Origin of the sequence: Acidovorax sp. JHL-9 (assembly GCF_000426205.1) — a bacterium.
Taxonomy (GTDB): Bacteria; Pseudomonadota; Gammaproteobacteria; order Burkholderiales; family Burkholderiaceae_C; genus Acidovorax; species Acidovorax soli.
In genome coordinates this window covers 44,448-70,270 of record NZ_AUEX01000020.1, presented here as the reverse complement: position 1 = coordinate 70,270, position 25,823 = coordinate 44,448, and the positions used below count along the sequence as shown (strand labels likewise).

The following is a 25,823-nucleotide window of genomic DNA, read 5'->3' as shown; positions in this document are numbered from 1 at the left end:
AAGGCAAAGGGGTCGAGCTTGGAAGGGCTGACCCGCTTGGCGTAGTGCGGCTCGGCCTCGCCCGCGCGCAGGTACTTGCGGATGGTGTTGCGCGAGAGGCCCGTGCGGCGGGCGATCTCTCGGATGGACAGCTGCTCTCGCAGGGCCCAGCGCCTGATGACACTCAGTGTTGCCACGTCTATCACTCCTGGTCTCCTGCTGCTTAAGAAAGCAGCAGGTTAGGGTTAGTACGTGGATCAGATTTAGATGGAAATCCTGGGGGTTAGTGGGTCACTTCTGCGTGGAAATCAACACGCTGACGTCCGTGCCGCACCGACACGCCGCCGCAAGGCGGCTTTTTTGTGTCTTTCGTTGTCTCGGTCGCGCCCGCTAGAGCAAGCGAAGAAGCAAACCGACGGCCCGCAAACCCGCGTCAATCCACGACTTCGGGCCTTGAATGCTCAAGAGGGCAACAGAGAACAGAGAGAGAAAAACGGCGGAATGCGCGCCTGGAACGGCGACTTCGGGAGGTGCGTGCTCAAGAGGCAAAGGCCGGAAACCGCGCCAACACAGGGGGAACGGGCAAAAAAATCCCAACCGGATAAGGGTTGGGATTTCACATTATGGTGGAGCTGGCGGGAATTGAACCCGCGTCCGCAAGCCTTCATCGGGCAGATCTACATGTTTAGCGGTCTGTTTTAAGTCTCGCCATCGGCATCGCGCAGTCGCACGCTATACCGGCCGCCAGTACCCTATTTTCTCGCCCCTATCCAAGGTACCCGGATCGAAGCCAGCCCATGTAATTATCCTTGCAGCCGGGAGGAACTGATTGCTCAGAACCCCCTTGCCCAGCCCATCGGCCAACTGTTGCAAGGCTCACTGGCAATTAAGCAGCGAGTGCGAAACGTTCGTCGTTTGCAGTTAGTTTTTTAAATCGAGATTTACGAGCGTGACTCAAGCTCGACATGCACCACACCGATTCCGAACCCACGTCGAAACCAGGACAGCCCCTACGAGAAGCATTTTAGGCCTTCCCGAGCAATTGCAAGAGCTCTGCTGGAGAATTAATTACCGCCTGAGCACCCCATTGCGAAGGATTTGCCGTCGCTCCCAGATATCCATACGTCGCAGCCACCGTTCCCATGCCAGCTGCACGCCCTGCAGCGATATCCCGCTCATCGTCGCCCACATAGATACAAAGGCCAGGATCCAATCCCAGGCGCGACGCGGCCTCCAGGAGTGGTGCTGGGTGCGGTTTGGCATGGGGCGTTGTGTCCCCGCTCACAACAGCACTGGCGGTACTGAACAACGGCATGGCAAGGGTCAGCGGCCCGGTGAAGCGGGCCGATTTGTTGGTGACCACACCCCATGCCATTTGCCGCTGAAGCAGTTGCTCGATCAGTTGAGAGATTCCATCAAAGACAGTGGTCAGATGGGTCATGCGCCTTTCGTAATTGACGAAAAACTCTTCGCGGTACGCTGCATAGTCTGGGTGCTCCGGCGTCAGACCAAAGGCCTCACCCAGCATGCCCCGCGCTCCCGCGCCGGCCATGGGACGATAACGGTCTGAAGGCAAGGAGGGCATACCACGGTCGGTGCGCATTTTGTCGGCCGCAGCACCAAGATCAGGAGCGCTATCGATCAAGGTTCCATCCAGATCGAACAAGACAGCACGAATGTTGTGAAACATGCAGCGCCTCAAGCAGCACGCCGAGTGGCAAACATGTAGTTGACACTGGTATCGCTACTAAGCCAATAGCGGCGCGTGAGCGGGTTATGCTCAAGGCCGCAGGTGTCCGTGACGTCAAGGCCCGCTGCGCGACAACTAGCAGCAAGTTCGCTTGGGCGAAGCAGTTTGGCGTATTCATGCGTACCGCGTGGCAGCATGTTCAGGATATATTCTGCCCCCACGATAGCCAGCGCAAACGCCTTGGCATTGCGGTTAATGGTAGAGAAAAAAACCCATCCACCAGGCTTCACGAGTCGAGCACATGCCTGCACGACGGACGCGGGATCTGGAACATGTTCCAGCATTTCCATGCAGGTCACCACATCGAAGCTGGCGGGTTGCTCGGCGGCCAACGCTTCGACACTGATCTCCCGAAAACGCAGGTTAGCAGTCTGGGTTTCCAGCGCGTGCAGTCTGGCCACGCGCAAGGCCTTGGTGGACAGATCAATACCAGTGACGTCCGCCCCCTTGCGCGCCATCGAATCCGAAAGAATGCCCCCGCCACACCCCACATCCAGCACCGCCTTAGCAGACAAGGCGGCCCGGCTATCAATCCACTCCAGACGGAGTGGATTGATTTGATGCAGCGGCCGGAACTCGCTTTCAGGATCCCACCATCGGTGGGCGAGCTCAGAAAATTTGGCCAATTCGGCGGGATCGGCGTTCACAGATTCACTCATGGGAGTCATTGTCCATCAAGCTAAAGGCGACCAAAGTACAGGCGTAAAAAAGGCCCCGAATTTGGGGCCTTTTTTGAGCAATCCGAAGATTACTTGGTAGCGCGGGTGCCGACCACTTCGATTTCGACGCGGCGGTTCTTGGCGCGACCTTCTTTGGTCTTGTTGTCAGCCACAGGCTGCTTCTCACCCTTGCCTTCGGTGTACACGCGGTTCTTTTCGATGCCCTTGGAGACCAGATAGGCCTTCACGGCTTCGGAACGACGCACCGACAGCTTCTGGTTGTAAGCATCAGAACCCACGGAGTCGGTGTGACCCACAGCGATGATGACTTCCAGGTTGATATCCTTGACCTTGGAGACCAGGTCATCGAGCTTCGCCTTGCCTTCAGGCTTCAGAACGGACTTGTCAAAGTCAAAGAAAGCGTCGGCAGCGTAGGTCACCTTGGTGGCCACAGCGGGAGCCGGAGCGGGAGCTGGGGCAGCAGCGGCAGGCGCTGGAGCAGCAGCGGCGGGAGCTGGGGCAGCGGCCGGAACAACCAGAGCACCGTCGCATCCTGGAGCAGCCGTTGCGGGCGTCCAGTTGGCATCGCGCCAGCAGTATTCATTGGTGCCGTTTTTCCAGACCAGCTCGCCGGAGCCATTCTTCCAGTTGTCAACGGTTTGTGCGCCAGCGGCGGTTACGAGCGCTGCGGAGGCAAACAACATCGCCACTTTGTTCAGTTTCTTCATGGTTCTCCTCTTGGGGAAAAAGCCGCAGCCGCGCTGCGAAACAGGACGTTGTCGGTGACCATCACCAAAAACGTTCAATCGATTGTGCCATACGTAACAGTGCAAGTGATGGGGCCGCAGGCTTGGCGCCGTAGGACAAAAGCGCAATTGCCATGATATGTTGCTAAGTCGCTACACTGCCTTACCCCTAAAATGGCTTCCCTTTGCCGTCACCGCTGCCCCCAATGACCCAGTTTGCCAAAGAAACCCTGCCCATCAGCCTTGAAGAGGAGATGCGGCGCAGCTATCTCGACTACGCGATGAGTGTGATCGTGGGGCGGGCTTTGCCCGATGCGCGGGATGGCCTCAAGCCTGTACACCGGCGCGTGCTCTTTGCCATGCACGAGCTCAACAACGACTGGAACCGCCCCTACAAAAAGTCGGCTCGTATCGTGGGGGATGTGATTGGTAAATACCACCCGCACGGCGACTCGGCGGTGTATGACACCATCGTGCGCATGGCACAGGATTTCTCGCTGCGCCACATGCTGGTGGATGGCCAGGGCAACTTCGGCTCGGTGGACGGCGACAGCGCCGCTGCAATGCGGTACACCGAGATCCGCCTGGCAAAAATAGCGCACGAGATGCTCGGCGATATCGACAAGGAGACCGTCGATTTCGGCCCTAACTACGACGGCAGCGAAAAAGAACCCCTGGTGCTGCCGAGCAAATTGCCCAACCTGCTGGTCAACGGCTCGGCCGGCATCGCCGTGGGCATGGCCACCAACATCCCGCCGCACAACCTCAACGAGGTGGTGGACGCCTGCCTGCACATGCTGCGCAACCCCGACACCACCATCGACGAATTGATGGAGATCATTCCGGCACCCGATTTCCCAACGGCCGGCATCATCTACGGCATCAATGGCGTGAAGGATGGCTACCGCACCGGTCGCGGCAAGGTGGTGATGCGTGCGCGCTGCCACTTCGAGGACATCGATCGGGGCCAGCGCCAGGCGATCATCGTGGACGAGCTGCCCTACCAGGTCAACAAGAAGACCCTGCAGGAGCGCATGGCCGAGCTGGTGCACGAAAAGAAGATCGAGGGCATCAGCCACATCCAGGACGAGTCCGACAAGTCGGGCATGCGCCTGGTGATCGAGCTCAAGCGCGGCGAAGTCCCTGAAGTGGTGCTGAACAACCTGTACAAGCAGACGCAGCTGCAGGACACCTTCGGCATGAACATGGTGGCACTGATCGACGGCCAGCCCCGTCTGTGCACCCTCAAAGACCTGATCAGCGTCTTCCTGCAGCACCGCCGCGAAGTGGTGACGCGCCGCACGGTGTTCGAGTTGCGCAAGGCGCGCGACCGCGGCCATGTACTCGAAGGTCTGGCCGTAGCGCTGGGCAATATCGACGACTTCATCCGCATCATCCGCGAATCGCCCACGCCGCCAGTGGCCAAGGCCGAGCTGATGACGCGCTCCTGGGACAGCAAGCTGGTGCGCGAAATGCTCACGCGCACCCGCGCGGATGGCGGCATAGTCAATGCGGACGACTACCGTCCCGAAGGACTGGAAAAGGAATTCGGCATGGGCCAGGATGGCCTGTATCGCCTGTCGGACACCCAGGCCCAGGAAATCCTGCAGATGCGCCTGCAGCGCCTCACCGGTCTGGAGCAGGACAAGATCGTGGCCGAGTACAAGGAAGTCATGGCGGTCATTGAAGACCTGCTGGACATTCTGGCCAAGCCCGAGCGCGTATCGGTCATCATTGGCGACGAACTCACCGCCATCAAGCAGGAGTTCGGCCAGCACAAGCTGGGGGCACGCCGCAGCGTGGTCGAATACAGCGCCCAGGACCTCTCCACCGAAGACCTGATCACGCCCACCGACATGGTGGTGACGCTCAGCCACACCGGCTACATCAAGAGCCAGCCCTTGAGCGAATACCGCGCACAAAAGCGTGGCGGCCGCGGCAAGCAGGCCACGGCCACCAAGGAAGACGACTGGATCGACCAGCTCTTCATCGCCAACACGCACGACTACATCCTGTGCTTCTCCAACCGGGGCCGCCTGTACTGGCTCAAGGTCTGGGAAGTGCCTGCCGGCTCGCGCGGCTCGCGCGGCCGCCCCATCGTCAACATGTTCCCGCTGCAGGACGGCGAAAAGATCAACGTGGTGTTGCCGCTCACGGGCGACATGCGCAGCTTCCCTGCGGACCGCTACGTGTTCATGGCCACCAGCATGGGCACCGTGAAGAAGACCGCGCTGGATGAATTCAGCAACCCGCGCAAGGGCGGCATCATCGCCGTCAACCTCGACGACGGCGACTATCTGATTGGCGCAGCCCTCACCGACGGCCAGCATGATGTGATGCTGTTCAGCGATGGTGGCAAGGCCGTGCGCTTTGATGAAAACGACGTGCGCCCGCTGGGCCGCCAGGCCCGCGGCGTGCGCGGCATGATGCTGGAAGACGGCCAGAGCGTAATCGCCATGCTGGTGGCCGAAGACGAAACGCAGAGCGTGCTGACCGCCACCGAAAACGGCTACGGCAAGCGCACCAGCATCGTCGAGTACACCCGCCACGGCCGGGGCACCAAGGGCATGATCGCCATCCAGCAAAGCGAGCGCAACGGCAAGGTCGTCGCCGCCACCCTGGTGCACGCGGACGACGAGATCATGCTGATCACCGACAAGGGCGTGCTGGTGCGCACCCGCGTTTCCGAGATCCGCGAACTCGGCCGTGCCACGCAAGGCGTGACGCTGATCGCATTGGACGAGGGCTCCAAGCTCAGCGGCCTGCAGCGCATCGTCGAAAACGATGCCAACGTGACCGACATTGAAGCCGAGGGCGAAGCCAGCACGGACAGTGGCGCACCCACTGCGCCCGACACCCCGGATACGCCCGACGCCTGATTCGTGCCGCACGATCCTGTCGTGCCAACAGCGCTACCAAAACAGAAGCTGCTAGCGCTTGCCCAATAAGCGCCAGCAGAATTTTTGATCAAGATACGATGACACGCCCGTACAACTTCTCGGCCGGCCCGGCCGCCATTCCCCCCGAAGTCCTGGAACAGGCTGCCGCCGAGATGCTGGACTGGCACGGCAGCGGCATGGGCGTGATGGAGATGAGCCACCGCGGCAAGGAATTCATCTCGATCTACGAGGCGGCCGAAGCCGACTTGCGCGAGCTGCTGGACGTGCCGGCCCATTTCAAGATTCTCTTCATGCAGGGCGGCGGTCTGGCAGAAAACGCCATCGTGCCCCTCAACCTGTCGCGTGCCGGTGCGGTGGATTTCGTGGTGACCGGCAGCTGGAGCCAGAAGTCGCAAAAAGAGGCGCGCAAATATGCCTCGGAAGTCAACGTGATTGCCTCCGGTGAAGACAGCGGATTCACCGCCCTGCCCGATCCCGCGGGCTGGACGGTGAGCCGGGGGGCCAGCTATGTGCATATCTGCAGCAATGAAACCATCAATGGTGTGGAATTTCACCAATTGCCCGATCTGAAGGCGCTGGGCAGCGAAGCGCCCCTGGTGATCGATTTCTCATCCCATGTGGCCTCGCGTGCCGTGGACTGGTCGCGCGTCGGCCTGGCCTTCGGTGGTGCGCAAAAAAACCTGGGGCCCGCCGGCCTCACGCTGGTGGTGGTGCGCGAAGACCTGCTGGGCCAGGCTCTGCCGATATGCCCCAGCGCGTTCGACTATCGCATCGTGGCCGACAACCACTCCATGTACAACACGCCGCCCACCTGGGGGATCTACGTGGCGGGTCTGACCTTCCAGTGGCTCAAGCGCCAGCGCGAGGGCGAGCACAGCGGCGTGGCGGCGATCGAGCAGCGCAACATCGCCAAGGCCCGCTTGCTGTACGACGCCATTGACCAGTCGCAGTTCTATGTCAACAAGGTGGCGGCCAACTGCCGCTCGCGCATGAACATACCCTTCTTCCTGCGCGACGAAAGCCGCAACGATGCCTTCCTGGCAGGTGCCAAGGAGCGCGGCCTGCTGCAGCTCAAGGGGCACAAGTCGGTGGGTGGCATGCGCGCCAGCATCTACAACGCCATGCCCCTGGCCGGTGTGCAGGCGCTGGTGGACTACCTGCGAGAATTTGAACAAAAAAACGCCTGAACGCCCGTTCAGCCGCACGCTCCGCCAACGCCGCAGTCATCCATGAACAATCCACACGCCTCACCCGACCTCGCCAGCCTGCGCGTGCAGATCGACAACATCGACCAGCAACTGCTTAAGCTGCTCAACCAGCGCGCGCTGGTGGCCGAGCGGGTGGGCGAAGTCAAGAAGCGCGAAGGCACGCCCTTCTTCCGCCCCGACCGCGTGGCGCAGGTGATCGAAAAGATCCAGACCGCCAACCCTGGTCCGCTCAAGGGCGCCCATGTGGCGGCCATCTGGCGCGAGATCATGTCAGCCTGCCTGGCGCTCGAATCACCCCAGCGCGTGGCCGTGCTCGGCCCCGAAGGCACCTTCTGCGAACAAGCGGCCATCGAATACTTTGGCGGCGCTGCCGACCTGATGTATTGCGCCAACTTCGATGAAGTCTTTCATGCCACCGCTGCTGGCAGCGCGCAGTACGGGGTGGTGGGCGTGGAGAACTCCACCGAAGGCGTGGTCACCCGTTCGCTCGACATGTTCCTGCACACGCCCGCCCATGTGGTGGGCGAGGTCAGCCTGCTGATCCGGCACAACCTGCTGCGCCAGACCAATGCGCTCGACGGCATCGAGGCCGTGCTGGCCCATCCCCAGGCCCTTGCGCAGTGCCAGGCCTGGCTGACCAAGCACCTGCCCCATGCCGAGCGCCGCCCGGTCTCCAGCAACGCAGAAGGTGCGCGACTGGCGGCCACCAACCCCACCTGGGCGGCCCTGTCCAGCGAGCGTGCAGCCCAGCAGTTTGGCCTGCACATCGTGGCCCATGCCATCCAGGACGATGCCTACAACCGCACGCGGTTCGCCATCATCTGCCTGCCCCACACGCTGCAGACGCCGCCGCCCTCGGGCAAGGACTGCACCAGCCTCATCGTGTCCGTCCCCAACCGGCCCGGCGCCGTGCATGACCTGCTCGTGCCACTCAAGACCCATGGCGTCTCGATGACCCGCTTTGAATCACGCCCTGCCCGCACGGGCCAGTGGGAGTACTACTTCTACATCGACCTTGACGGCCATCCCGCCCAGCCCCATGTGGCGCGGGCGCTGGAAGAACTGCGCAGCCTGTGTGCGTTCTACAAGGTGCTGGGCACTTACCCCGTCTCAGCCTGAGGAGCCCGCATGTTTGAACAGCTCGGACTGATTGGCTGTGGCCTAATGGGAGGCTCGTTTGCGCTGGCGATGAAAAAGGCAGGTCTCGTCAAACGGGTGGTCGGCTACAGCAAATCCCCCTCCACCACCGTCCGCGCCCGCCAGCTGGGCGTGATTGATGTCGAGGCCCCTTCGGCCCTGCTGGCCGTGGCGGGGGCCGACATTGTGCTGGTGGCCGTCCCCGTTGCGGCCACAGAGGCCACACTCAAGGCCATCAAGCACCTCGTCACCCCGCAGATGCTGATCATGGACGTGGGCTCCACCAAGGCCGACGTGGTGCAGGCGGCCCGCCGCGCACTGCGCGACCAGCTGGGCTCGTTCGTGCCCGCCCACCCGATTACCGGGCGCGAAGTCTCCGGGGTGGAATACGCCGATGCCGAGCTCTACAGCGGCCGGCAGGTCATCCTCACCCCCATCGAGCGGACGCTCACAGCGCAGCTGCACAAGGCCGAAGAGGTGTGGACGGCGCTGGGGTGCCGGGTGAACAGCATGTCGCCCGAATCGCACGATACCGCCTTTGCCGCCGTCAGCCACCTGCCGCACCTGCTGGCATTTGCCATGATGAACAGCATCACCGGGCAACCGAGCGGCGATGACTTCCTGTCGCTGGCGGGTCCGGGCTTTCGCGATTTCACCCGTATCGCCGCAAGCGACCCCAAGATGTGGCGCGACATTTTGCTCTCCAACCGTGAAGAACTGCTGACCCAGTCGCGGCTGTTCCAGCAGGCCCTGCAGACTTTTGAGCAGGCCATGGAACAGGGCGATGCACAGCGCCTGGAAGACATGCTCACCCTGGCCAGCGAAACCCGTACCCACTGGCGCATGGGAGCAGAACGCAGGTAACCCCCTGAGTCGCCTGCGGCGCCTTCCCCCGAGGGGGGCGCACCCGGTGGCCTGGCAAAGCCAGTTCCGCGGGTGCACTGGTGCGGGGCGCGCCGGTTGCACAGGCACCTGGCCACAGAAACGCTCTTTGAGCTGCAATGGACGAAACTCACCGATGTACAGCACCGCATTTCTCGATCTGCCTCCCCTGCAAGCCGCGTCGGGTGAAGTCCACCTGCCGGGCTCCAAGAGCATCTCCAACCGCGTGCTGCTGCTGGCGGCACTGAGCACCGGCACCACCACTGTGCACGACCTGCTCGCCTCCGACGACACCCGCGTGATGCTGGATGCGCTGCGCCAGATCGGCTGCACGGTGGATGAGGCGGGCAGCACCGTGCGCATCACCGGCCTGGGTGGCTGCGCCCCCCGATCGCCGGCCCGACTCTTCATGGGCAACGCCGGCACCGCCATGCGCCCTCTGACGGCGGCGCTGGCGCTGCTGGGCGGCGAGTTCGAACTGTCGGGTGTGCCCCGCATGCATGAGCGCCCGATTGGCGACCTCGTGGATGCACTGCGCCAGCTGGGCTGCCAGATCGACTACCTGGGCAACGATGGCTACCCGCCCTTGCGCATCGCGCATGGCCAGGGCGTTCCCGCCCTCGCCCTGGCGGCGTCCATCCAGGTGCGCGGCGATGTGTCGAGCCAGTTCCTCACCGCGCTGCTCATGGCGCTGCCGCTGGCGGCAACGCACCAGGATGTGGTCATCGAGGTGGTGGGCGAGCTGATCTCCAAGCCCTACATCCACATCACGCTGCAGTTGCTGGAGCGCTTTGGCATCGTGGTCGAGCACCAGAACTGGCAGCGGTTCACGATTGCAGCGGGTAGCCACTACCAATCGCCCGGTGACATTCATGTGGAGGCAGATGCCTCATCCGCCAGCTATTTCATAGCCCTCGGTGCAATAGCAACAAGTGCCAATGATCAAAAAGGCATAAAAATACAAGGCGTCGGCCTCGATTCCATACAGGGCGACATCCGCTTTGTCGAAGCCGCCCGGGCCATGGGCGCCGTGGTCACCGGTGGCCCCAACTGGCTGCAGATTGGACGCGGAGCATGGCCCCTGAAGGCCATCGACCTGGACTGCAACCACATCCCGGACGCGGCCATGACCCTGGCCGTGATGGCGCTGTATGCCGACGGCACGACCGCCCTGCGCAACATCGCCAGCTGGCGTGTGAAGGAAACCGACCGCATTGCCGCCATGGCCACCGAGCTGCGCAAGCTCGGCGCCACGGTGCAAGAAGGTGCGGATTTCATCTGCGTGACACCGCCAGCCCGCGCGCAGGACTGGAAGCCCGCAAGCATCCACACCTACGACGACCACCGCGTGGCCATGTGCTTTTCGCTGGCAGCTTTCAATCCAGCCAGCCTGCCGGTGCGCATCGAAGACCCCAAGTGTGTCGCCAAGACGTTTCCAGACTATTTCGAAGCGCTGTTCTCGGTATCCCAGGCAGAAACAGCCCATATTCCGGTGATCTGCATCGACGGCCCCACCGCCTCGGGCAAGGGAACGGTGGCTGCGGCCGTGGCGCAACGGCTGGGTTACCAGTTTCTCGACTCGGGCGCCATGTACCGCATCACCGCCCTGGCCGCCGCGCGCGCCGGCCTGACCATTGACGCAGAGCATGAAACGCGCATAGGCGCCCTGGCCCAGACCCTGCCCGTGCACTTTGACGGTGGCCGGGTGCTGTTGGGCGGCGACGACGTGACCGATGCCATCCGCACCGAAGAAGCCGGCATGAACGCCTCCCGCGTGTCGGCCCTGCCCGCTGTGCGCACAGCGCTGGTCCAACTCCAGCACAGCTTTCGGCGCCTGCCAGGCCTGGTGGCCGATGGCCGCGACATGGGCACGGTGATCTTCCCGGACGCCCCCTTGAAGGTGTACCTGACGGCCAGCGCCGCCTGTCGCGCCGAACGCCGTTACAAACAGTTGATTTCAAAGGGTTTTTCAGCTAGTATTGATAGTCTTCGCGCGGATCTGGAAGCGCGCGATGCCCGGGACAGTTCCCGCAGCGTCGCACCACTCCAGCCCGCGCAGGACGCTCTGGTCCTGGACAATTCCAACTTGACGATTGATGAAGCCGTCGATCAGGTGTTGGCCTGGTGGCAGGAGCGGCAACCTTTCGCAGTCTCTGCGCAAGGTTGAACAGTGTGGGGCCCTTCTTGAAAACGGGGCCCCCAGGCAGCGCCGAAAGGCCTTGCCACAGGCCCATGCAGCCCTTCTCGCGCGCCAGCGCCCAGGCTGTTTGGATCGATAACCTAACCCGCGGCTCTGCCGCAAAAAACCACCGCAAGCAGCTATAAAAACGACAGCAATGGTGCTGCCGGAATCCTGTTTGTGGCAAGGAAACACATGTCCGAATCTTTTGCCGCCCTTTTTGAAGAATCCTTGCAGCGCACGGAAATGCGCCCAGGCGAAGTCATCACCGCTGAAGTCGTGCGCGTCGAGCACAACTTCGTGGTGGTCAACGCTGGCCTCAAGTCCGAAGCCTATGTGCCGCTGGAAGAGTTCAAGAACGACAAGGGCGAAGTCGAAGTCCAAGTGGGTGACTTCGTCTCGGTGGCCATTGGCTCCATCGAAAACGGCTACGGCGACACCATCCTGTCGCGCGACACCGCCAAGCGTCTGGCTTCCTGGATGAGCCTGGAAAAGGCCCTGGAATCCGGCGAATTCGTCACCGGCACCACGTCCGGCAAGGTCAAGGGCGGCCTGACCGTCCTGGTCAACGGCATCCGCGCCTTCCTGCCCGGTTCGCTGATCGATACGCGTCCGATCAAGGATCTGACGCCGTACGAAAACAAGACCATGGAATTCAAGGTCATCAAGCTCGACCGCAAGCGCAACAACGTGGTGCTGAGCCGCCGCGCCGTGGTGGAAGCTTCCATGGGTGAAGAACGCGCCAAGCTGATGGAAACCCTGAAGGAAGGCTCCATCGTTCAAGGCGTGGTCAAGAACATCACCGAGTACGGTGCGTTCGTGGACCTGGGCGGCATCGACGGCCTGCTGCACATCACCGACATGGCATGGCGCCGCGTGCGTCACCCCTCCGAAGTGGTGACCGCTGGCCAGGAAATCACGGCCAAGATCCTCAAGTTTGACACCGAAAAGAACCGCGTTTCGCTGGGTCTCAAGCAGATGGGCGACGACCCCTGGATGGGCGTGAACCGCCGCTACCCCCAAGGCACGCGCCTGTTCGGCAAGATCACGAACATTGCCGACTACGGCGCGTTCGTCGAACTCGAACCCGGCATCGAAGGCCTGGTGCACGTCTCCGAAATGGACTGGACCAACAAGAACATCGCTCCGTCCAAGCTGGTCACGCTGGGCGACGAAGTCGAAGTCATGGTCCTCGAAATCGACGAAGACAAGCGCCGCATCAGCCTGGGCATGAAGCAGTGCAAGGCCAACCCCTGGCAAGAATTCGCCCAGGACACGAAGCGCGGCGACCGCGTCAAGGGTCCCATCAAGTCGATCACCGACTTCGGCGTGTTCGTGGGCCTGGCTGCCGGCATCGACGGCCTGGTGCACCTGTCCGACCTCTCGTGGAACGAAACCGGCGAAGCCGCAGTTCGCAACTACAAGAAGGGCCAGGAAGTCGAAGCCATCGTGCTGGCCGTGGACGTGGACCGCGAACGCATCTCGCTGGGCATCAAGCAGCTCGACGGCGACCCGTTCACCACCTTCGTGACCGTGAACGACAAGGGCCAGACGGTGACCGGCAAGGTCAAGACCGTGGACGCCCGTGGCGCTGAAATCGACCTCGGCGAAGACATCGTGGGCTACCTGCGCGCCTCGGAAATCTCCCGCGACCGCGTGGAAGATGCCCGCAACGTGCTCAAGGAAGGCGACGAAGTCACCGCTGTGGTGGTCAACGTGGATCGCAAGACCCGCAACATCCAGCTGTCGATCAAGCAAAAGGACATGGCCGACGAACAAGGCGCCATGGCCAGCCTGAGCCAGCAGTCGAGCCGCGAAAGCGCCGGCACGACCAGCCTGGGCGCCCTGCTGCGCGCCAAGCTGGACAACTCGGAAAAGTAAAGCGCTGACCCGTTAAACGGTCAGACAGCGGGCGCCTTGTGCGCCCGCTTCTCTTTCAGCCCCTGATTCCCTGCCATGACCCAAGACTCCATGACCCGCTCAGACCTCGTTGAAGAACTGGCCGAACGCTTTGGTCAGCTCACCCACCGCGATGCCGAATTCGCGGTCAAGACCATTCTGGATGCCGTGGGTGACGCCCTGGTGCGCGGGCACCGCATCGAGATCCGAGGCTTTGGCAGCTTCTCGGTGAACCACCGTCCACCCCGCATGGGCCGCAATCCGCGCAGCGGCGAAGCCGTGGCCATTCCGGAAAAGCGCGTGCCACATTTCAAGCCGGGCAAGGCGCTGCGGGAAGCCGTGGACCAGCGCACGGCCGAGCTGGATCAACCCAACTGATGCAAAAACACGTCTGATTTGATAGCTTCTGGCTCTTTATGGATAAGCGCCAGAGCTGCTTTTCATGCGTCATCCAGGAACGAACGGCCTCGCTCAGCACGGCAGTCAGGTCCGATGGACAAGCTCTTAGAATCCCCCCACCACTGGGGATCTCCATGAAATACCTCCTGTGGCTGCTCAAGGCAGCCATTTTTTTTACACTGTTTGCGTTCGCACTCAACAACCAGCAAGACGCCACCGTGCATTTTTTCTTTGGCACGCAATGGCGCGCGCCCCTGGTGCTGGTGGTGCTGACCGCGTTTGCCGCAGGACTGGTGGTGGGTGTCCTGGGCATGGTGCCCCGCTGGTGGAAGCACCGCCGGGCCGCGCGCCGCGCCCATGTGCCGGCACCAGCCTCGCCGGCGCCAGCAGCTGTCGCGCCCACCCCACCACCGTCCGCCGAAATACTGCCCCCCCATGGAATTTGATATCAGCTGGATCCTGCTGGGCTTGCCCCTGGCCTTCGTGCTCGGCTGGCTGGCCTCGCGCTTTGATTTGCGCCAGTTGCGCGCGGAAAACCGGCGCGCCCCCAAGGCCTATTTCAAGGGATTGAACTTTCTGCTCAACGAGCAGCAGGACCAGGCCATTGATGCCTTCATCGAGGCGGTACAGAACGACCCCGACACCTCCGAACTGCACTTTGCCCTGGGCAACCTGTTTCGCCGCCGGGGTGAATACGACCGTGCGGTGCGGGTACACGAGCACCTGCTGTCGCGCGGTGACCTCTCGCGCGCCGACCGGGAGCGTGCCCAGCACGCGCTGGCGCTTGATTTCCTGAAGGCCGGCCTGCTCGACCGGGCCGAAGCGGCCCTGAACCAGCTGGAGGGCACGCCGTTCGAGGGCCAGGCGCGCCTGGCCTTGCTGGCCATCTACGAGCGTTCACGCGACTGGCCCCACGCCGCAAGCATTGCCCACAAGATGCACGGCGCCCGCCAGGGCGATTTCAGCACCCGCCAGGCGCACTACCTGTGCGAGCAGGCGCAAACCTGCATTGCACGCGACGACAGCGCCAGTGCCTTGGCCTTGCTGAACCAGGCCGTGGACACTGCGCCAGAAGCCGCACGCGCCCGCATCGACCTCGCCCGGCTGCAACAGCGCATGGGCGACAGTGGCGCGGCCCTGGGCACATTGCAGGCGCTGAGCCAGCACTCCCCCGCTGCAGTGCCTCTGGCCGCGCCCCTCATGGTGGAGACAGCCATCGCTGCGGGCAAGGTGCCTGAAATGCAGGCATTGCTGCAAGCGCATTACGCCCAGGCGCCATCGCTGGATGTTCTGGAAGGCCTGGTGGCCTTGCAGGCCCTCGATGCCACCGCTGCGGACACGGCACGGCAGTGGTATGTCCGGCATCTGGACCAAGAGCAATCGCTGGTGGCGGCCGCGAAGTGGCTGGCAGGAGAAAAACTGGAGCACGAAGCGTTTCATCCGCAGGTGCAGCGGGCGCTCGACCATGCCGCCCTGCCGCTCACCCGCTACCGCTGCGCTGCCTGCGGTTTCGAGGCCCGCCAGCATTTCTGGCAATGTCCCGGCTGCCAGACCTGGGACAGCTATCCCGCACGCCGGGTGGAAGAACTCTGAGCCAGCCGCGCCGGAGTGCCCCGCTATGATGGCGGGACGGCTTCATCGCGCCGCCTCATTCCACAGAGGAGTTCATCCATGCTGAAGAAACTGATGGTGATCGTTGCCATGCTGTATGCCGCTGCGTCGTTTGCAGCGGTCGATGTGAACCAAGCCACAGCCGCTGAGCTGGACGGTATCAAGGGCATCGGTCCCGGCCTCTCCGGAAAGATCCTCACAGAACGCAAACATGGTGCCTTCAAGGACTGGGAAGATTTCATCCAGCGTGTGCGCGGAGTGGGCGAGGTCACTGCCAGCAAGTTTTCCGCCGAAGGCCTGAGGGTGAACGGCCGGACTTTCAAGGCATCCGCGACAGCACCTGCAGCTGTCAGTGCTCCCCAAAAATAAGCACTCCACGCAAGTACAAGACCCGCGGCAGCGGGTTTTCTTTTGGAACGGGCACAGCAGAGGGCACAAGATGATCTATGCCCGAACCCGGATGGTCTTTGCCAAGACAGCAGCGAAGCGCCCCGTAAAATCATCGGCGCATGCCCTTGATCACCCTCATTCTTCTCCCCTTCATCGGCAGCTTCCTTGCGGCGGTATTGCCCGCGAATGCCCGCAATACCGAGTCCACCGTCGCGGGGCTGATTGCACTGTTCTGCACGGTGCAGGCCGCGCTCTACTTTCCCCAGATCGCAGACGGTGGCGTGCTGCGCCAGGAGATCGAATGGCTGCCCGCACTGGGCCTGAACCTGGTCATTCGCATGGATGGCTTTGCCTGGATGTTCTGCATGCTGGTGCTGGGCATCGGCACGCTGGTGGTGCTGTATGCACGCTACTACATGTCGCCCGCCGACCCGGTGCCGCGCTTCTTCTCGTTTTTTCTGGCCTTCATGGGAGCGATGGCGGGCGTGGTGCTGGCGGGCAATATCATCCAGCTGGCGTTCTTCTGGGAGCTGACCAGCCTGTTTTCGTTCCTGCTGATCGGCTACTGGCACCACCGGCGCGACGCACGGCGCGGGGCGCGCATGGCACTCACCGTGACCGGCACGGGCGGCCTGTGCATGCTGGGCGGCATGCTGGTCATCGGCCACATCGTGGGCAGCTACGACCTCGATCATGTGCTCGCCGCCGGCGAGCAGGTGCGCAACCATCCGCTGTACCTCACGGCCCTCGTGCTGGTGCTGCTGGGCGCATTCACCAAAAGCGCGCAGTTTCCGTTCCACTTCTGGCTGCCCAATGCCATGGCCGCGCCCACGCCCGTGTCGGCCTACCTGCACTCGGCCACCATGGTCAAGGCCGGCGTGTTTCTGCTGGCCCGCATGTGGCCCGTGATGGGCGGCACCGAGCCCTGGTTCTGGCTGGTGGGTGGCGCCGGCCTGGCCACGTTGCTGGTGGGCGGCTATGCCGCGATGTTCCAGAACGACCTCAAGGGCCTGCTCGCCTATTCGACCATTTCGCACCTGGGCCTCATCACCCTGCTGCTGGGCCTGAACAGCCCGCTGGCCGCCGTGGCCGCCGTCTTTCACATCATGAACCACGCCACCTTCAAGGCCTCGCTGTTCATGGCCGCCGGCATCGTGGACCATGAGAGCGGCACGCGCGACATCCGGCGCCTGTCGGGCCTGCGCTCGATGATGCCTGTCACCGCCACGCTGGCCATGGTGGCCAGCGCTGCGATGGCGGGTGTGCCACTGCTCAATGGCTTTCTGTCCAAGGAGATGTTCTTCGCCGAAACGGTGTTCCTGGACACGACACCGGTGGTTGGTGTCGTTCTGCCCATTGCCGCCACCCTGGCAGGCATGTTCAGCGTAGCCTATTCGCTGCGCTTCACGGTGGATGTGTTCTGTGGCCCGCCAGCCACCGATCTGCCCCACACACCGCACGAGCCACCGCACTGGATGCGCGTCCCGGTCGAGCTGCTGGTGCTGATGTGCCTCGTGGTGGGCATGCTGCCCGCATGGTCCATTGGCCGCTTTCTGGATGCGGCGGCCCGGCCGGTGGTGGGTGGAGAGCTTCCCGCCTTCAGCCTGGCGGTGTGGCATGGCTTCAATACCCCGTTCATCATGAGCCTGCTGGCCCTGGTGGGCGGAATGGTGCTGTACCTGGCGCTGCGGGCACTGCGCGCCGCTGGCCAGGTCGATGCACCTCCCCTCATCCACCACATCCCGGGGCGCCGCCTGTTTGACGGTGCACTGGCCCTCATCACACAGATGGGCCGCAGCGGTCGGCGCCTTTTGTCCACCCAGCGCCTGCAATGGCAAATGCTGTGGCTGGTCTGCGCGGCGCTGGCCGCGGGCACCATGCCGCTGTGGAGCCAGGGCATGCAACTGGGCCAGCGCAGCATGCTGCCGCTGTCGCCCGCGTTCGTGCTGCTCTGGGCCGTGGGCATGGTCTGCGCCGTGGCAGCCGCCTGGCAGGCCAAATACCACCGCCTGGCAGCGCTGACCCTGGCGGGTGGAGCTGGCCTTTGCACCTGCATCACGTTCCTGTGGTTCTCGGCACCCGACCTGGCACTGACACAGATCGTGGTCGAGATCGTGACCACGGTACTGATCCTGCTGGGCCTGCGCTGGCTGCCCAGGCGCGACGAGACCCTGCGCGTCACCCCCCTTGCCGAGCAGGCGACCACCCGATGGCGCCGCCTGCGCGACTTGGTGCTGGCACTGGCCGCCGGCGGCGGCATGGCCTGGCTGGCCTTTGCCATGATCAGCCGGCCATTTCCCGACAGCACCTCCACCTTCTTCCTGGAAAACGCCCTGACGCAGGGGGGTGGCACCAACGTGGTCAACGTGATGCTGGTGGATTTCCGCGGCTTCGACACCTTTGGCGAAATCGTGGTGCTGGGGGTGGTGGCCCTCACGGTGTATGCCCTGCTGCGGCGCTTTCGCCCCGCGCGCGAAACCATGGACCTGCCGGAACAGCAGCGCAACCTGACAGCCGACCTGCAGACCGACCTGCTCAACCCGCGCCACGCCACCGACACCGCCGTGGGCTACCTGCTGGTGCCCGCCGTGCTGGTGCGCCTCCTGCTGCCCTTTGCCACCGTGGTGGCGTTCTACCTGTTCATGCGCGGGCACAACGAGCCCGGCGGCGGATTCGTGGCAGGGCTGGTATTCTCGGTCGCCCTGCTGCTGCAGTACATCGTCTCGGGCACCGCGTGGGTCGAAGCCCACCTGCCCCTGTACCCGCGCCGCTGGATCGGCAACGGACTGCTGTTCGCCCTGGGTACGGGGCTCGGAGCGATCGTGGTGGGCTATCCATTTCTCACCAGCCACACCTTCCACCTGAACCTGCCACTGCTGGGCGACATCCATGTGGCCAGCGCCATGTTCTTTGACATGGGCGTGTTCACGCTCGTGGTGGGGTCCTCCCTGCTGATCCTCACGGCCATTGCCCACCAGTCGGTGCGTGGCCACCGCTACCACGCGCGCCTGGCCGAAGAAGCGGCGCTGCAGGAGGCCGGCCGGGAAACACCACAGGAGACCACCCGCTGATGGAAATCGTTCTGGTCATCGCCATCGGCGTGCTCACGGGCTCGGGCGTCTGGCTGCTGCTGCGCCCGCGCACCTTCCAGGTCATCATGGGGCTGTCGCTGCTGTCCTATGCCGTCAACCTGTTCATCTTCAGCATGGGCCGACTGGGCCTGGCGATCGACAAGGAGCCCGTGCTGCGCGCTGGCGTACCGCAGGATCTGGCCCACTACGCCGACCCCATGCCGCAGGCGCTGGTGCTGACGGCCATCGTGATCGGCTTTGCCATGACGGCCCTGTTCCTGGTGGTGCTGCTGGCATCGCGCGGCATGTCGGGCACCGACCATGTGGACGGCAGCAAGGCGCGCGACGTGCAGGAGATGCCATGAGCGCGCTGCACACCGGGGAGACCCAATGACCGAGGGGCTGATCACGCTGGTGGAGCAAGCGACCTCGGCACTGATGCCGCACCTGATACTCGCCCCCATCGCCCTGCCCCTGCTCACGGCTGCGCTCATGCTGCTGCTGCGCGAGGAGCAGCAGCGTCTGAAACTGGTTCTCAACATGCTGTCCACCGCGCTGGGGCTGCTGGTGGCCCTGGCCCTGCTGCTGTGGTCCAACCAGCCCGGCGCCGCCAGCGGCATGGGTGTGTACCTGGCGGCCAATTGGCAGGCACCGTTTGGCATCGTGCTGGCCCTGGACCGCCTCTCGGCCATGATGCTGGTGCTGACCGGCCTGGTCGCGCTGGCCTCCATCGTGTTTGCGGGGGCCCGTTGGCACCGCGCGGGGGTGCATTTCCACCCCTTGTTCCAGTTCCAGCTCATGGGACTGGCGGGCGCCTTTCTCACGGCCGACCTGTTCAACCTGTTCGTGTTCTTCGAGATCATGCTGGCCGCGTCCTACGGCCTGCTGCTGCACGGCTCGGGCCGGCCGCGCGTGCAGGCGGGGCTGCACTACATCGCCATCAACCTGGCTGCGTCCTCCCTGTTCCTGGTGGGCGTGTCGATGCTGTATGGCATCACCGGCACGCTGAACATGGCCGACCTGGCGCAGACCATTCCGCTGGTGGCCGCCGCCGACCGCGGCCTGCTGCATGCGGCGGCGGCCATCCTGGCCACGGCCTTTCTCATCAAGGCGGCGGTGTGGCCGCTCAACTTCTGGCTGGTGCCGGCCTACAGCGCCGCCACGGCCCCCGTGGGCGCCCTGTTTGCGCTGATGACCAAGGTGGGCATCTACACCATCCTGCGGCTGTGGACCTTGCTGTTCAGCAGCGAGGCGGGTGCCTCGGCGCTGTTCGGCAGCCTGTGGCTGATCATCGGCGGCCTGCTGACCATGGCCTTCGGCGCGGTGGGCATGCTGGGTTCGCAGCGGTTGTCGCACCTGGCCGGATTTGCCGCCATCCTGTCTTCCGGCACCCTGCTGGCGGCGGCAGGCTTTGGCCAGAACCTGCTCACTGCCGGGCTGCTGTATTACCTGCCCAGTTCCACGCTGGCCGTCGCCGCCCTGTTCCTCACCGCCGACCTCATCGACCGCTGGCGCAACGACGGCGCCAGCTACGCGCCATTCGAGCAGGCCGACAACGCGCCCTTCCTCAACGCCGAGCTGGTGCCCACCGAAGGCCTGAACCTCGACGAGGACGAAGAAGTGCTGATCGGCCGCGTGATCCCTGCTGCCGCCGCCCTGCTGGGCCTGGCGTTTCTGGTCTGCACACTGGTCATTGCCGGCCTGCCGCCGCTGTCAGGGTTTGTCGGCAAGGTCGCCATGCTCAGCGCCCTGCTCAATCCGCTAGGCCTGGGCTCTTCGGCCGGCACCCAGCCAGGCGGGCCGGGGTGGGCGCTGTTTGCCCTGATGGTCGCCACCGGCCTGCTGGCGCTGATGGCCCTCACGCGGGCCGGTATCCGCCATTTCTGGGCCACCCATGACCGCGTTGCACCGCAACTGCGCGTGCTGGAGGGCCTGCCCATCGCCGCCCTGCTGGCGCTGTGCATTGCCCTGACCGTGCTGGCCGGCCCCGTGATGCGTTTCACCCAGGCCACGGCCGATGCCCTGCATTCGCCGGGCACCTACATCCGCGCCGTGATGCAGGCACAGCCCATTCCCGGGCCAACCACGCCGGGCAACGCCGCTGCCCCCCAGGAGGCCCCATGAAACGCCTGCTGCCCGCCCCCCTGCTGTCCACCGCGCTGTTCCTGCTGTGGCTGCTGCTCAACCAGTCGCTCAGCCCTGGCAACCTGCTGCTGGCACTGCTGGTGGCGTGGCTGATACCCCTGCTCACGCGCGGACTGCGGCCACTGCCAGTGCGCATTCGCCGCCCCGGCACCGTGCTGCGGCTGGGCCTGACGGTGGTGGCCGACACGGTCGCATCCAACCTGTCCGTGGCGCGGCTGCTGCTTTCTCCCGGGCGACCACGCCATGGTGCCGACTTCGTGCTCATTCCCCTGGAATTGCGCGACCCCAATGCGCTGGCCGTGCTGGCCATGATCGTCTGCATCACGCCGGGTACCGCCTGGGCCGAGCTCTCGCTGGACCGCTCCATGCTCATGCTGCATGCCCTGGAGGTGGATGATCCCCAGACCCTGATCGACCACGTCAAGCAGTACTACGAGCGGCCGTTGATGGAGATTTTTGAATGACCCACCCTGTTCTTTCGTGGGCCCTGCCCATTGCCCTGTGCATGCTGGTGCTGGCCATGGTGTTCGCCCTGGTGCGGCTGCTCCAGGGTCCGTCGGCGCAAGACCGCGTGCTGGCGCTCGACTGCATGTACCTCAACGGCATGCTGCTGGCGCTGGTGCTGGGCGTTCTCTATGGCAGCAGCACCTATTTCGAGGGGGCGCTGCTGATCGCGCTGTTCAGCTTCGTGGGCACGACGGCCATGGCCAAATTTCTGCTGCGCGGCGAGGTGATCGAGTGACCGAAGCCGCGCTGCCGCTGTGGGCAGAAATCATCATCGCGGTGCTGGTGCTGGCGGGCTCGGCAATTGCACTGCTGGGCTCCTGGGGCTTGCTGCGCCTCAAGACCTATTTCGAGCGCGTGCATGCGCCGTCCATCATTGCCACCATGGGCTGCTGGTGCATCATGCATGGCACCATCGTGTATTTTTCGCTGCAGGGGCAAGGCCTGGCGCTGCACTCCCTGCTGATCGCGCTGTTCGTGGCCATCACAGTGCCCGTGACCAACATCTTCCTCATGCGCGCTGCCTTGTTCCGCGCACGGCGCGCGGGCAACGATGCTCCTCCCAGCCTGAGCCGCAGCACAGGTTCGCAGGAACGCGATTCGTGACGAGGCGGCATCACCCGCCGCCGGTCCAATGACGCATCAATGAATAGCTGCCAGCGCTTTACCCACAAGCGCAAGCGGCATATTTGGCCCTCTCAGGCAACGCCAAACCCGCCGCCGCCAGGGGTGTGGATCTCAAACACATCGCCCGGCTGCATCTCGGCCTGGCCGATGTGGTCGAGCAGTTCGACCCGCCCATTGGCGCGCACCACCTTGTTGACGCCAGACGCACCGGCCTTGCCACCGGCCATGCCAAACGCCCCCTGGTGGCGGCCGTTCGACAGGATGCTGGCCGTCATCGGCTCCAGGAAACGGATGCGCCGCACCCCGCCGTTGCCCCCCGCCCAGCGGCCACCGCCACCCGAGTTGGCACGGATGGCATAGCTTTCCAGCCGTACCGGAAAACGGAATTCGAGGATTTCCGGATCGGTCAGGCGCGAATTGGTCATGTGGGTCTGCACCACGCTCGTGCCGCCAAAGCCGCCCACCAGGGCACCCGCACCATCGAACACGCCGCCCGCACCACTGCCGCCGGAAATGGTTTCGTAGTACTGGTAGCGCGCATTGCCGAAGGTGAAGTTGTTCATGGTGCACTGGCTGGCCGCCATCACACCCAGCGCTCCCAGCAAGGCATTGGTGATGCAGGTGGACGTCTCCACGTTGCCCGCCACCACCGAGGCCGGCGGGTGGGGGTTGAGCATGCTGCCGGGCGGAATGATGACGTTGAGCGGCTTGAGGCAGCCCGCGTTCAGCGGAATGTCGTCGTCCACCAGCATGCGAAACACATACAGCACCGCCGCCATGCACACTGCCGTGGGCGCGTTGAAGTTATTGGTCTGCTGCGGGCTGGTGCCGGCGAAGTCGATGGTGGCGCTGCGGCTGGCGGCGTCGACCTTCACGGCCACGCTGATCTGCGCGCCATTGTCCAGCGGCAGAGTGAACGCACCGTCCTTCAGGCGCGTGATCACGCGGCGCACGGATTCCTCGGCGTTGTCCTGCACATGGCGCATATAGGCTTGCACCACATCGAGGCCGAACTCGCCCACCATGCGGCGCAGTTCCTGCTGGCCTTTTTCGTTGGCCGCGATCTGCGCACGCAAATCGGCCATGTTCTGCTGCGGGTTGCGGCTCGGGTACTCACCGCTTTGCAGCAGCGCAATCATCTCCGCCTCGCGCAGCACGCCGCGCTCCACCAGCTTCACATTATTGATCTGCACGCCCTCTTCCTCGATGCGCGTGGAAAACGGCGGCATGGAACCCGGGGTGGTGCCGCCCACATCGGCATGGTGCCCCCGGCTGCCCACATAGAACGTAGGCGTGGCTTCATCGGCAATATAGACCGGCGTGATGACCGTGATGTCCGGCAGGTGCGTGCCGCCGTGGTACGGGTCGTTGAGCACGAACACATCGCCAGGCTGCATCTTGCCCGCGTTCTCGCGGATGACCGTCTGGATGCTCTCGCCCATCGACCCGAGGTGCACCGGCATGTGCGGCGCATTGGCAATCAGGTGGCCCGCCGCGTCGAACAGCGCGCAGCTGAAATCGAGGCGCTCCTTGATGTTCACCGAGTACGCCGTGTTCTGCAGTTGCAGCCCCATCTGCTCGGCGATGTTCATGAACAGGTTGTTGAATACTTCGAGCAACACCGGGTCCACCGTGGTGCCCACGGCATGATGCGCGGCACGGGCCACGCGGCGCTGGAGCAGCAGGTGGTCCAGCGCGGTCAGCTCGGCCTCCCAACCGGGCTCCACGACCGTGGTGGCGTTCTTCTCGGCAATGATGGCCGGGCCGGGAATCACGTCGCCCGGGCGCAACTCCTCGCGCACCACCAGGGCCGCGTCGTGCCAGGCAGCGATGCCGTCCACGCCACCGGTATACATGCGCACAGTGCTGCGGCGCGGCACTTCGCGCCCGGGTTGCAGCGCGTGGCGCGGCTCCACGGGCGCATCGCCGGGCACCACGGCCTCGACCGAGACAGCCTCCACCACCAGGCCCTTGCCCTGCATCAAAAAGGCAAAGCGCTGCCGGTAGGCGGCCTCGAACGCGGCGGTGATCTCGGCCATGGAGCCAAACGGCACGATGAGCGCGGAATCGCTGCCCTCGTAGCGCACATGCACGCGCCGGTGCACCACGGCGGTGCCTGCACCCACCTGCTGGCGCATGAGCTCGGTGCGTGCGGTGGTGGCCAGTTGCTCCAGCGTGGCTTCGATGCCCGACAGCGTCTCGGGCACGAGCCTGCTTTCCACCGCCTGCTCGCGGATCACGTTCTGGTCAGCCAGGCCCATGCCGTAGGCGCTGAGCACACCGGCCAGCGGGTGCACCAGCACGCGCGCCATGCCCAGCGCATCGGCCACCAGGCAGGCATGCTGGCCGCCCGCACCGCCAAAGCACTGCAGGGTGTAGCGCGTCACGTCGTAGCCGCGCGCCACGCTGATCTTCTTGATGGCATTGGCCATCTGCTGCACGGCGATCTGGATGAAGCCGTGGGCCACATCCTCGGCACTACGGCCGGTCTGCTGCGCCAGCGCGCCAAACTTCTGCACCACGGTATCGCCATCCAGCGCCTCGTTGGCTGAGTGGCCAAAAACTTTCGGGAAATGCGCGGGCTGGATCTTGCCGACCATCACGTTCGCATCGGTCACGGCCAGCGGCCCGCCCCGGCGGTAGCTGGCGGGGCCGGGGTTGGCGCCCGCGCTCTCGGGGCCAACGCGAAAACGGGCGCCGTCAAAACCCAGGATGGAACCTCCGCCGGCCGCCACGGTATGGATGCTCATCATGGGGGCGCGCATGCGCACGCCGGCCACCTGCGTTTCGAACTCGCGCTCGAACGCGCCCGCGTAATGGCTCACATCGGTGCTGGTGCCACCCATGTCAAAGCCGATGACCTTGTCGTGGCCCGCCAAGCCTGCGGTGCGTGCCATGCCGACGATGCCACCCGCGGGGCCCGACAGGATCGCGTCCTTGCCATGGAAGCGGTGCGCATCCGTCAGCCCTCCCGACGACTGCATGAAAAACAGCGGCACACCCGGCATTTCTCCCGCTACCTGGTCCACATAGCGGCGCAGGATGGGCGAAAGGTAGGCATCGACCACGGTGGTGTCGCCCCGGCTCACGAACTTCATCATGGGGCTGGTGGCGTGCGATGTGCTGATCTGCGTGAACCCCGCCTGCTCGGCCAGGCGGGCGGCTGCCTGCTCGTGGGCGGTGTAGCGCCAGCCGTGCATGAACACGATGGCTACGCTGCGCAGGCCCGCGTCGTAGGCGGCCCACAGGCGCTCTTTCAGATGCGCCTCGTCCAGCGGCTCGATCATCTCGCCGTGTGCGCCCACACGCTCCTGCGCCTCGATCACGCGGCTGTACAGCAGTTCGGGCAGCACGATGCGGCGATCAAACAGGCGTGGTCGATTCTGGTAGGCAATGCGCAGCGCATCCTTGAAGCCCTTGGTGGTGATGAGCAGCGTGGGCTCGCCCTTGCGCTCCAGCAGTGCGTTGGTGGCCACCGTGGTGCCCATCTTCACGCACTCCACCAGTTCGGGCGTCACCGCCTCGCCGGACTTCAAACCCAGCAGGTGGCGAATGCCCCCCATGGCGGCGTCCTTGTACTGCTCGGGGCTCTCGGACAGCAGCTTGTGCGTGACCAGGCTGCCATCGGGGCGCTTGCCCACCACGTCGGTGAAGGTGCCACCCCGGTCAATCCAGAACTGCCAGCGGGGTGCAAAAGAGGGTTGGAGGGACATTTTTTACTACTCAATTTATAGCCA

General features: G+C 64.1%; 21 protein-coding genes and 1 other RNA gene. 16 read left to right on the top strand and 6 right to left on the bottom strand.

All coding sequences use genetic code 11. The annotated features are described in order from the left end of the window. The 5 genes from K225_RS20805 to ompA form a co-directional block, all read right to left on the bottom strand. Window positions 1–185: helix-turn-helix domain-containing protein (locus K225_RS20805; protein WP_034712707.1), on the bottom strand; the 185-nt coding region annotated here is incomplete at its 3' end. A 418-nt stretch (window positions 186–603) separates the two neighbouring features. After that, window positions 604–990: a transfer-messenger RNA gene (ssrA, locus tag K225_RS21760) on the bottom strand. Window positions 991–1,003: 13 nt separating this feature from the next. Beyond that, window positions 1,004–1,669, bottom strand: coding sequence for an HAD-IA family hydrolase (locus tag K225_RS0113610; protein WP_026436936.1), 666 nt, complete (start codon window positions 1,667–1,669; stop codon window positions 1,004–1,006). Between the two features lie 8 nt (window positions 1,670–1,677). Continuing rightward, window positions 1,678–2,388: a bifunctional 2-polyprenyl-6-hydroxyphenol methylase/3-demethylubiquinol 3-O-methyltransferase UbiG gene (ubiG, locus tag K225_RS0113605; RefSeq protein ID WP_026436935.1), complete on the bottom strand. Its 711-nt coding sequence runs from the start codon at window positions 2,386–2,388 to the stop codon at window positions 1,678–1,680. Between the two features lie 89 nt (window positions 2,389–2,477). Beyond that, window positions 2,478–3,116, bottom strand: coding sequence for an outer membrane protein OmpA (gene ompA, locus K225_RS0113600; RefSeq protein WP_026436934.1), 639 nt, complete (start codon window positions 3,114–3,116; stop codon window positions 2,478–2,480). Window positions 3,117–3,340: 224 nt separating this feature from the next. Between ompA and gyrA the strand changes: the two genes are divergently transcribed. From gyrA to K225_RS0113520, 16 genes are all read left to right on the top strand, one after another. Further along, on the top strand, window positions 3,341–6,013 hold the full coding sequence (gene gyrA, locus K225_RS0113595) for a DNA gyrase subunit A (protein WP_026436933.1): 2,673 nt from the start codon (window positions 3,341–3,343) through the stop codon (window positions 6,011–6,013). Between the two features lie 98 nt (window positions 6,014–6,111). After that, window positions 6,112–7,221 carry a 3-phosphoserine/phosphohydroxythreonine transaminase gene (serC, locus tag K225_RS0113590; protein ID WP_026436932.1) on the top strand — a complete coding sequence of 370 codons (1,110 nt, stop codon included), beginning with the start codon at window positions 6,112–6,114 and terminating at the stop codon, window positions 7,219–7,221. A 42-nt stretch (window positions 7,222–7,263) separates the two neighbouring features. Further along, window positions 7,264–8,361 (top strand): prephenate dehydratase, encoded by a 1,098-nt coding sequence (pheA, locus tag K225_RS0113585; protein ID WP_026436931.1) that lies wholly within the window; start codon window positions 7,264–7,266, stop codon window positions 8,359–8,361. Window positions 8,362–8,370: 9 nt separating this feature from the next. After that, window positions 8,371–9,243, top strand: coding sequence for a prephenate dehydrogenase/arogenate dehydrogenase family protein (locus tag K225_RS0113580; protein WP_026436930.1), 873 nt, complete (start codon window positions 8,371–8,373; stop codon window positions 9,241–9,243). Between the two features lie 154 nt (window positions 9,244–9,397). Further along, entirely contained in the window at window positions 9,398–11,428 is a 2,031-nt protein-coding gene (locus K225_RS0113575; protein ID WP_026436929.1) for a bifunctional 3-phosphoshikimate 1-carboxyvinyltransferase/cytidylate kinase, read from the top strand. A 192-nt stretch (window positions 11,429–11,620) separates the two neighbouring features. Then, window positions 11,621–13,321, top strand: coding sequence for a 30S ribosomal protein S1 (gene rpsA / locus K225_RS0113570; protein ID WP_255346467.1), 1,701 nt, complete (start codon window positions 11,621–11,623; stop codon window positions 13,319–13,321). Between the two features lie 75 nt (window positions 13,322–13,396). Further along, window positions 13,397–13,717 (top strand): integration host factor subunit beta, encoded by a 321-nt coding sequence (locus tag K225_RS0113565; protein ID WP_202900049.1) that lies wholly within the window; start codon window positions 13,397–13,399, stop codon window positions 13,715–13,717. A gap of 155 nt (window positions 13,718–13,872) precedes the next feature. Next, window positions 13,873–14,184, top strand: coding sequence for a lipopolysaccharide assembly LapA domain-containing protein (locus K225_RS0113560; protein ID WP_026436926.1), 312 nt, complete (start codon window positions 13,873–13,875; stop codon window positions 14,182–14,184). After that, window positions 14,174–15,331: a lipopolysaccharide assembly protein LapB gene (gene lapB, locus K225_RS0113555; protein WP_026436925.1), complete on the top strand. Its 1,158-nt coding sequence runs from the start codon at window positions 14,174–14,176 to the stop codon at window positions 15,329–15,331. The genes K225_RS0113560 and lapB overlap by 11 nt, the downstream gene beginning before the upstream one ends. Before the next feature lie 78 nt (window positions 15,332–15,409). Next, window positions 15,410–15,718 (top strand): helix-hairpin-helix domain-containing protein, encoded by a 309-nt coding sequence (locus K225_RS20800; RefSeq protein ID WP_051248937.1) that lies wholly within the window; start codon window positions 15,410–15,412, stop codon window positions 15,716–15,718. Between the two features lie 140 nt (window positions 15,719–15,858). Continuing rightward, window positions 15,859–18,810, top strand: a complete 2,952-nt coding sequence (locus K225_RS0113545; RefSeq protein WP_026436924.1) for a monovalent cation/H+ antiporter subunit A — start codon at window positions 15,859–15,861, stop codon at window positions 18,808–18,810. Continuing rightward, on the top strand, window positions 18,810–19,175 hold the full coding sequence (locus tag K225_RS0113540) for a Na+/H+ antiporter subunit C (protein WP_026436923.1): 366 nt from the start codon (window positions 18,810–18,812) through the stop codon (window positions 19,173–19,175). The genes K225_RS0113545 and K225_RS0113540 overlap by 1 nt, the downstream gene beginning before the upstream one ends. Window positions 19,176–19,200: 25 nt before the next feature. Then, entirely contained in the window at window positions 19,201–20,934 is a 1,734-nt protein-coding gene (locus tag K225_RS0113535) for a monovalent cation/H+ antiporter subunit D (protein WP_202900048.1), read from the top strand. Then, window positions 20,931–21,419, top strand: a complete 489-nt coding sequence (locus K225_RS0113530) for a Na+/H+ antiporter subunit E (RefSeq protein ID WP_026436921.1) — start codon at window positions 20,931–20,933, stop codon at window positions 21,417–21,419. The genes K225_RS0113535 and K225_RS0113530 overlap by 4 nt, the downstream gene beginning before the upstream one ends. Beyond that, the gene (locus K225_RS0113525) at window positions 21,416–21,697 is read left to right on the top strand and encodes a K+/H+ antiporter subunit F (protein ID WP_026436920.1); all 282 of its coding nucleotides are present in this window, start codon (window positions 21,416–21,418) and stop codon (window positions 21,695–21,697) included. The genes K225_RS0113530 and K225_RS0113525 overlap by 4 nt, the downstream gene beginning before the upstream one ends. After that, window positions 21,694–22,065 (top strand): monovalent cation/H(+) antiporter subunit G, encoded by a 372-nt coding sequence (locus tag K225_RS0113520; protein ID WP_026436919.1) that lies wholly within the window; start codon window positions 21,694–21,696, stop codon window positions 22,063–22,065. Before K225_RS0113525 ends, K225_RS0113520 begins: the two co-directional genes overlap by 4 nt. A 92-nt stretch (window positions 22,066–22,157) precedes the next feature. Here K225_RS0113520 and K225_RS0113515 read toward each other — a convergent pair whose 3' ends face one another. Continuing rightward, on the bottom strand, window positions 22,158–25,799 hold the full coding sequence (locus tag K225_RS0113515; RefSeq protein ID WP_026436918.1) for a hydantoinase B/oxoprolinase family protein: 3,642 nt from the start codon (window positions 25,797–25,799) through the stop codon (window positions 22,158–22,160). Between the last annotated feature and the right edge of the window lie 24 nt (window positions 25,800–25,823).

Coding starts and splice junctions, on each gene's coding strand:
- K225_RS0113610 (WP_026436936.1), bottom strand. CDS start 1,669: ATGTTTCACAACATTCGTGCTGTCTTGTTCGATCTGGATGGAACCTTG.
- ubiG (WP_026436935.1), bottom strand. CDS start 2,388: ATGAGTGAATCTGTGAACGCCGATCCCGCCGAATTGGCCAAATTTTCT.
- ompA (WP_026436934.1), bottom strand. CDS start 3,116: ATGAAGAAACTGAACAAAGTGGCGATGTTGTTTGCCTCCGCAGCGCTC.
- gyrA (WP_026436933.1), top strand. CDS start 3,341: ATGACCCAGTTTGCCAAAGAAACCCTGCCCATCAGCCTTGAAGAGGAG.
- serC (WP_026436932.1), top strand. CDS start 6,112: ATGACACGCCCGTACAACTTCTCGGCCGGCCCGGCCGCCATTCCCCCC.
- pheA (WP_026436931.1), top strand. CDS start 7,264: ATGAACAATCCACACGCCTCACCCGACCTCGCCAGCCTGCGCGTGCAG.
- K225_RS0113580 (WP_026436930.1), top strand. CDS start 8,371: ATGTTTGAACAGCTCGGACTGATTGGCTGTGGCCTAATGGGAGGCTCG.
- K225_RS0113575 (WP_026436929.1), top strand. CDS start 9,398: ATGTACAGCACCGCATTTCTCGATCTGCCTCCCCTGCAAGCCGCGTCG.
- K225_RS0113565 (WP_202900049.1), top strand. CDS start 13,397: ATGACCCAAGACTCCATGACCCGCTCAGACCTCGTTGAAGAACTGGCC.
- K225_RS0113560 (WP_026436926.1), top strand. CDS start 13,873: ATGAAATACCTCCTGTGGCTGCTCAAGGCAGCCATTTTTTTTACACTG.
- lapB (WP_026436925.1), top strand. CDS start 14,174: ATGGAATTTGATATCAGCTGGATCCTGCTGGGCTTGCCCCTGGCCTTC.
- K225_RS20800 (WP_051248937.1), top strand. CDS start 15,410: ATGCTGAAGAAACTGATGGTGATCGTTGCCATGCTGTATGCCGCTGCG.
- K225_RS0113545 (WP_026436924.1), top strand. CDS start 15,859: ATGCCCTTGATCACCCTCATTCTTCTCCCCTTCATCGGCAGCTTCCTT.
- K225_RS0113540 (WP_026436923.1), top strand. CDS start 18,810: ATGGAAATCGTTCTGGTCATCGCCATCGGCGTGCTCACGGGCTCGGGC.
- K225_RS0113535 (WP_202900048.1), top strand. CDS start 19,201: ATGACCGAGGGGCTGATCACGCTGGTGGAGCAAGCGACCTCGGCACTG.
- K225_RS0113530 (WP_026436921.1), top strand. CDS start 20,931: ATGAAACGCCTGCTGCCCGCCCCCCTGCTGTCCACCGCGCTGTTCCTG.
- K225_RS0113525 (WP_026436920.1), top strand. CDS start 21,416: ATGACCCACCCTGTTCTTTCGTGGGCCCTGCCCATTGCCCTGTGCATG.
- K225_RS0113515 (WP_026436918.1), bottom strand. CDS start 25,799: ATGTCCCTCCAACCCTCTTTTGCACCCCGCTGGCAGTTCTGGATTGAC.